Source organism: Mesorhizobium sp. M5C.F.Ca.IN.020.29.1.1 (genome assembly GCF_003997375.1).
GTDB classification, from domain to species: Bacteria; Pseudomonadota; Alphaproteobacteria; order Rhizobiales; family Rhizobiaceae; genus Mesorhizobium; species Mesorhizobium wenxiniae.
Genome location: NZ_RZSW01000387.1, coordinates 1 through 6,182, shown reverse-complemented (window position 1 = coordinate 6,182; position 6,182 = coordinate 1). Strand labels below are relative to the sequence as shown.

Annotated in this window: 6 protein-coding genes; 3 read left to right on the top strand and 3 right to left on the bottom strand. The window is 63.9% G+C overall.

Features of this window, described 5'->3' with window-relative positions; genetic code table 11:
* Both EOA85_RS24905 and EOA85_RS24900 read left to right on the top strand, forming a co-directional pair.
* The coding region (locus EOA85_RS24905) for a molybdopterin dinucleotide binding domain-containing protein (protein WP_206523359.1) at positions 1 to 1,081 on the top strand (1,081 nt) is incomplete at its 5' end.
* 103 nt (positions 1,082 to 1,184) lie between these two features.
* On the top strand, positions 1,185 to 1,670 hold the full coding sequence (locus EOA85_RS24900; RefSeq protein WP_127211539.1) for a hypothetical protein: 486 nt from the start codon (positions 1,185 to 1,187) through the stop codon (positions 1,668 to 1,670).
* 28 nt (positions 1,671 to 1,698) lie between these two features.
* On the opposite strand, the gene EOA85_RS24895 is transcribed toward EOA85_RS24900, so the two are convergent.
* A complete protein-coding gene (locus EOA85_RS24895) occupies positions 1,699 to 2,730 on the bottom strand; it encodes a hydroxyacid dehydrogenase (protein WP_127211538.1) in 1,032 nt (343 codons plus the stop codon).
* 175 nt (positions 2,731 to 2,905) lie between these two features.
* Between EOA85_RS24895 and EOA85_RS24890 the strand changes: the two genes are divergently transcribed.
* A complete protein-coding gene (locus EOA85_RS24890; RefSeq protein WP_206523360.1) occupies positions 2,906 to 4,342 on the top strand; it encodes an aldehyde dehydrogenase family protein in 1,437 nt (478 codons plus the stop codon).
* A 136-nt stretch (positions 4,343 to 4,478) separates the two neighbouring features.
* Here the strand turns inward: EOA85_RS24890 and EOA85_RS24885 are convergent, their stop codons facing one another.
* Entirely contained in the window at positions 4,479 to 5,816 is a 1,338-nt protein-coding gene (locus EOA85_RS24885; protein ID WP_127211536.1) for a glucoamylase family protein, read from the bottom strand.
* Between the two features lie 51 nt (positions 5,817 to 5,867).
* Positions 5,868 to 6,182, bottom strand: a 315-nt coding sequence (locus EOA85_RS24880; RefSeq protein WP_127211535.1) for an SDR family oxidoreductase, incomplete at its 5' end; no start/stop codon positions are given.

Sequence of the window (6,182 nt, the reverse complement as noted above, 5' to 3'; positions counted from 1 at the left end):
ACCCCGGCTCTCTCGCCTTGCTGCGCAAAGCTCGCTCGCCGACCCTCCCCTCAAGGGGGAGGGTATCCGCTTCTTCGCCAATGGCGGCTACTACACGCCCGACCGCAAGGCGCGTTTCATCGCCATCCACCCGACTGCACACATCCGCACCAGCCCGGACTATCCGCTGATCCTCAACACCGGGCGGATTCGCGACCATTGGCACACCATGACGCGGACCGGCAAGAGCCAGCGGCTGTCGCAGCACATGGCCGAGCCCTTCGCCGAAATCCATCCGCTGGATGCGCAGCACTTCGCCATCGGCGATGCCAACATCGTGCGCGTCTCGACTGGGCACGGCGAGGTGCTGGTTCGCGCGCTGGTGACAGCGCGGCAGCGCCCGGGATCAGTCTTCGTGCCGATGCACTGGACGGACCAGTTCTCAGCGCGTGCTCGCGTCGATGCGCTGGTGGCACCCATCACCGATGCGATTTCAGGCCAGCCGGCCTCGAAGAATATTGCCGCCCGCGTGGAACGCTTTGCTGCCGCCGCCTTCGGCTTCGCCGTGCTTGCCGAACGGCCGGGCTTGATCGACGCCGACTATTGGAGCCTCGCCCGTTGCGCCGCCGGCTGGCGCCTCGAGCTTGCACTGGAAGCTGGCCGGGATTGGCCGGTTTTCGCAGCTTCGCTTTTTGGCGCGGACGCGCAAGGCGAGACGCTCGCCTATCAAGATGTCGCCGGCGGGCACTATCGCTTTGCCCGCTTCGCCGGCAGCCGGCTGGCTGGCGCGCTCTATCTTGCGCCCAAGCCGGTCGCGGTGTCGCGCAGCTGGGCGGTGGAGCAGTTGAGTGCGGACCATGCCGATCGGCGCGGGCGGCTGGCGATCGTAGCCGGGCGGCCGGGCGGCAATACCGTCGATCGTGGCGCCGTCGTCTGCTCCTGTTTCGGGGTCGGCGCCAATCAGATCGCGGAGGCGGTACGCGGCGGCTGCACCAGCGTCGAGGCGATCGGCGCCACCCTGCATGCCGGCACCAACTGCGGCTCCTGCCGCGCCGAGATCAGGACCATCATTGAGGCGCGACGCCTTCAAGCGGCGGAGTGAGGGCGTCGAGAAACTCTGTCACGCCGGGCCTCGACGCTTACCAGCAATTTACAAACCATGGGCTACCAACGTCCTCATTCGATTCGTTCCGAACAGGACCCTTATGAGCAAAGCCCTCACTTCATTCGCATTGGTCGCCATATTGACGGCTTTGCTGATGGCGCTCAGCCTGGCAGTGGCCAGGCATGGCTATCCTTATGGTGCGATCGGCGCAAAACGCCTGGACGACGTCGCCGATGCCGGAACGTTTATCCCGCTTGCATCAGTCTACTTCTTCAGCGCGCTGCTCATGATGATCCTGCCGATCAGAGCCGCCAGCGCCGTCCTGACGAACGCCGCGGATGCGATCTTCTGGACAGTCATCGTGTTGTTCGCGGCCATCATTGGCTGTCTCGCTGCCAGGTGGGCTTTCGATCGGGGCAACATCTTGCCGGCGCTGCTGAACTGGCGCTTCCTGCTTGTCGCAGCAGTCGTCGGATGCCATCTCTTCATGAACGAGTTGCGCCGCAATATCCTGCTGAGAAGCCTATTCTTCGTCGTCTTCGCCGCTGCGACACTGGCCTGCCTGTTCTGGTCGTTCGCCATCTGAGAAACCGATGCAGGCGCTGGCTTGCGGCTCAGTTCTTGTCGACTGGCTTCGAACGCATCCGCGAAACGGTCTCGCGTTCGGCCCGCTTCGAACGCATCGGCGGCAGGCCGCGGTCGATCAGGTCCATGTCCTCCAGCACCATGTCGCCCATGCGCTTGAAAGCGATGTCGAGCGCGCCGGCCCGGTGGGCGGAACGCAGGAAGCCGGGCAGCGTGCGCACGGGATGATCCTGCGCCAGCGGCTCTTCCGGAAACACGTCGCTGGCGGCGACGATGTGGCCGCTGCGAACGGCCTCCATCAGCGCCGGAAAATCGACCACACCGGCACGGCTGAGCAGGATGAACGCGGCTCCAGTGCGCATTCTGGCAAAGGCGTCAGCGCCGAGAAACCCTTGGTTTTCGCTGGTCACCGAAGCGACGACGAAGACGAAATCGCTGGTCGACAGAACCCTGTCGAGCGTAGCCGGCTCGACGCCGTTCTCGATGAGGATCGACGGCGGCAGCCACGGATCGAATACCCTGGTCCGCGTGCGAAAGCCTAACAGCAGCCGGTTGAGCGCACGGCCGAGATCGCCAAAGCCGATGATACCGACATCAGCACCGGACAGAAGCCGCGCCTTCCGGTTGCCGTCGCCGCCCCACAGCTCCTTGCCCTCACGAAACGCGAGGTCAGCGTCGACGATGTCGCGGGCGAGGTTGAGCGCCATGGCGAGGCCGAGCTCGGCCACCGGCTCGGCAAAGACCAGGCCGGTGGTAACAACATGGATGCCGCGCGAAAAAAGCGTCTCATACGGCATGTTGTTGATGAGGTTGCTCTCGACATTGAAGACGCAGCGCAGTGTTCGCATCTTGTCGAGCGTCTCCGGCGCGATCGGCGGCTGGCCGACGATGTAGCGCGCCTCGGCGAGCACGTCGGCCGGCAGGGCCGCGACGCCTTCTGGCGACGATTCGACGATACGATATTTGGCGCGGAATCTCGCCAGTGCCTCGGACGTGAAAATCAGGTCGAGCGTGCGCGGCTCGGGCGCGCTGATCACCAGCGGCAACACGCTGTCGGACATGGCGGTTCCTCCCGGTGCGATCCGCGTCGCACAACACTAGAATCAACTTTTACCGCCTCGACACCTAGCACATGCCTGTCGAGCAAGAGAACTTTGCCGCTGGCGGCCTTGCGGTGTGGCGGCCGGTGGTCCAGATAGACAGCAATCGAAGGACGACAAGGAAGACAGCGACATGATCCCGTTTCGAAAGAACCTCATCGGTGGCGAGTGGGTGGGCGACGCCGGCTCCCGCAACATCAACCCGTCCAATCTCGACGATGTGGTCGGCGAGTATGCGTCTGGGGACGCCGAGCAGGCCCGGCAGGCCATCGCGGCGGCGAAAGCGGCATTTCCGGCTTGGTCCCGATCGGGCCTGCTGGCACGCCATGCGGTGCTGAGGAAGGCGTCGGACGAGATCACCGCGCGTAAAGATGAAATCGGCCGGGCGTTGGCGCGCGAAGAAGGCAAGACGCTGGTCGAGGGCATTGGCGAGACCGTGCGGGCCGCCCAGATCTTCGACTTCTTTGCTGGTGAGACGCTGCGCCTGTCTGGCGAGCTGGTTCCAAGCGTGCGGCCCGGCGTCGGTGTCGAAATCACGCGGGAGGCGGTCGGCGTCGTCGGCATCATCACGCCGTGGAATTTCCCGATCGCCATTCCGGCGTGGAAAATCGCTCCTGCCCTGGCCTACGGCAACACCATCGTCTTCAAACCGGCCGAGTTGGTTCCGGAGAGCGCCTGGACCATTGTCGACATCCTGCACCGCGCCGGCCTGCCGAAGGGCGTGCTCAATCTCGTCATGGGCAAGGGTTCGGTGGTCGGCCAGGCCATGCTCGACAGCCCTGACCTCAATGCCATCACCTTCACCGGCTCGGTCGGCACCGGCAAGCGCGTGGCTGCCGCCAGCGTAGAGCACATGCGCAAGTTCCAGCTCGAAATGGGCGGCAAGAACCCGCTTGTCGTGCTCGACGATGCAGATCTTGCGGTCGCCGTCGACTGCGCGATCAATGGCGCATACTTCTCGACCGGCCAGCGCTGCACGGCATCGTCCCGCTTGGTGGTGACGGACGGCATCCATGACCGCTTCGTCGACGCGATGAAAGATCGCCTGGGCAAGCTGGCCGTCGGCGACGCTCTCGATGCCAAAACCCAGATCGGACCGGTGGTCGACCAGAGCCAGTTGAAACAGGACGAAGACTATATCGCCATCGGCCGCCAGGAAGGCGCCGATCTGGCCTTCGGTGGCGAGCGGCTCGATCGCGAAACCCGCGGCTTCTACCTGCAACCGGCGCTGTTTACGCAAGCCACCAACGCCATGCGCATCTCGCGCGAGGAGATCTTCGGGCCTGTGGCCAGCGTCATCCGCGTCAAGGACTATGACGAGGCGCTGGCGGTGGCCAACGACACGCCGTTCGGGCTGACGTCGGGCATCTGCACGTCGAGCCTCAAGCACGCCACGCATTTCAAGCGCAACTCGGAGGCCGGCATGGTGATGGTCAATCTGCCGACGGCGGGCGTCGATTTCCATGTTCCTTTCGGCGGCCGCAAGGGATCGAGCTACGGCCCGCGCGAGCAGGGCCGCTACGCGGCGGAGTTCTACACCACAGTGAAGACCGCCTACACGTTCGCCGGCTAATCATGCCGGTTACTTGCCGGGCCAAATGAAATCGAACATGCGAGCAGGCCAGTGACTCCCTTCCCAGCAAGCGCGAGTTGCTGGGAAGGGCGAACATCTTATTGTCGACACGACAGCGACAGCTGGGCGGTAGCCGTCATTCAGCACGGTCCTTAGGGTCCGCCGGCTGCGATAGCCAGCCGCCGCTGAACCCGGCCTTGCACAGGCCGCGAGGGATATGCGGGCTCGACCGCATCAGGTCCCAGATCAGGCGCGAGCGGTGGTTTTCGATCATCAGCACGACGATACCCTGGTCCAGTCCGTAATGCGCATCCGATATCCAGCCGCTCGGCCCGAACTTCCGCCGGTTCGCCAGCGTGGGGTTGAAACCGCTCGGCACCCTGAAACTGTCGACCACCTCAGGGTGGCGTTCTCTGAGGTGGCGCAGCGCCGGCAGGCAGATTTCCGGCGCGAAGGGCAGCGATGCGAGATACGACCACGGCGCTATCGTTCCGTCGTCCGGGCCGAACGGTGCGCCGCGCGCCGCGTAGCCGGAAAATTTGCGCGGTCGCCGCTCGATCTTCGCGCGGAAGTTGCCGGGCCCGTCACCCGCCGAAAGGCCCCAAAGTCCTTCGCCGTAGCCGTCGTAGCCAGAGGGGTTGTGCCGCGCATAATCCCGATGAAGGTAGGTCGCGCGGCGGCTGTTTTCGAAATAGTCCGAGTTCTTCTCCCGCATGAACGCATCCCGGATGCCGTCGAAGTCAATCCAGGCATGCGAGAACTGGTGCATGAACAGCGGACCGCCATAGAGCACGTCGTAGCCGTAGATGTTTTCCCATCGATATGTCGCCGTCCAGCCGGCATAACTGTCGTCCGAGGCTGGCTTGTCCGGGGAGGCCATTGCCAGAACGTAGAGCATGGTCGCTTCGTTGTAGCCTTCCCAGCCATAACGCAGAAAGCCGCTCTTCGGCTTCCACCCCTGTCGCAAGGTCGAATTGCTGCCTTGCGCCCATCGCCAGTCGACGCGCCGGTAGAGGACTTCCGCTAGTTCGCGGACTTCGGTTTCTTCGTCATTGTCGCCCGTGAAATAGGCGCCAGCCACGAGCACGCCGGCCATCAAAAGCGCAGTGTCAACCATCGACAATTCGCATCGCCAGGTGCGCAGGCCGGTCCGGATGTCGAGGAAATGGTAATAGAAACCCTTGTGGCCGGTGACGTCGTCGCCATTACCTTGCCGGCTGTTCCAGAAGAAGCGCAGTGCGGCAAGCGTCAGCTTTACGGCGGCATCTCGAGTCATCCAGCCACGCTCGACCCCGACCGGATAGCAGGACAGGGCGAAGCCGACGACCGCGATGCTTGCCGGCCAATTTGGCCGCGAGGTGTCGGCAACCAGCCCGTTCTCCGGATTCACGGTTTCCAGAAAATAGCCGAAGGCCGCGCACTGGAAGCGGTCGAGCAGGTCTTCGTCGGACAGTCGAGGTTCGACCCTAAGCAAGCGACGGGAACTCCAGTCTCGCGGCCTTGGCGGTAGATCGGCCAACTTGCTTCAATAGGTGGCCCGGCCGCCGGAAACGTCGAAAACGGCGGCGGTGGTGAAGGAGCATTCCTCCGAAGCGATCCACGAGATCAGCGCCGCCACCTCCTCGACCTCGCCAAACCGCGCCATCGGTATCTTCGACAGCATGAAATCGATGTGCTGCTGGCTCATCTGCTGGAAAATCGCGGTGCGCACCGCCGCCGGCGTGACGCAGTTCACGGTCACCTTGGTCTTGGCCAGTTCCTTGCCCAGAGACTTGGTCAGGCCGATCACCGCCGCCTTGGAGGTGCTGTAGGCAGAGGCATTCGGGTTTCCCTCTTTGCC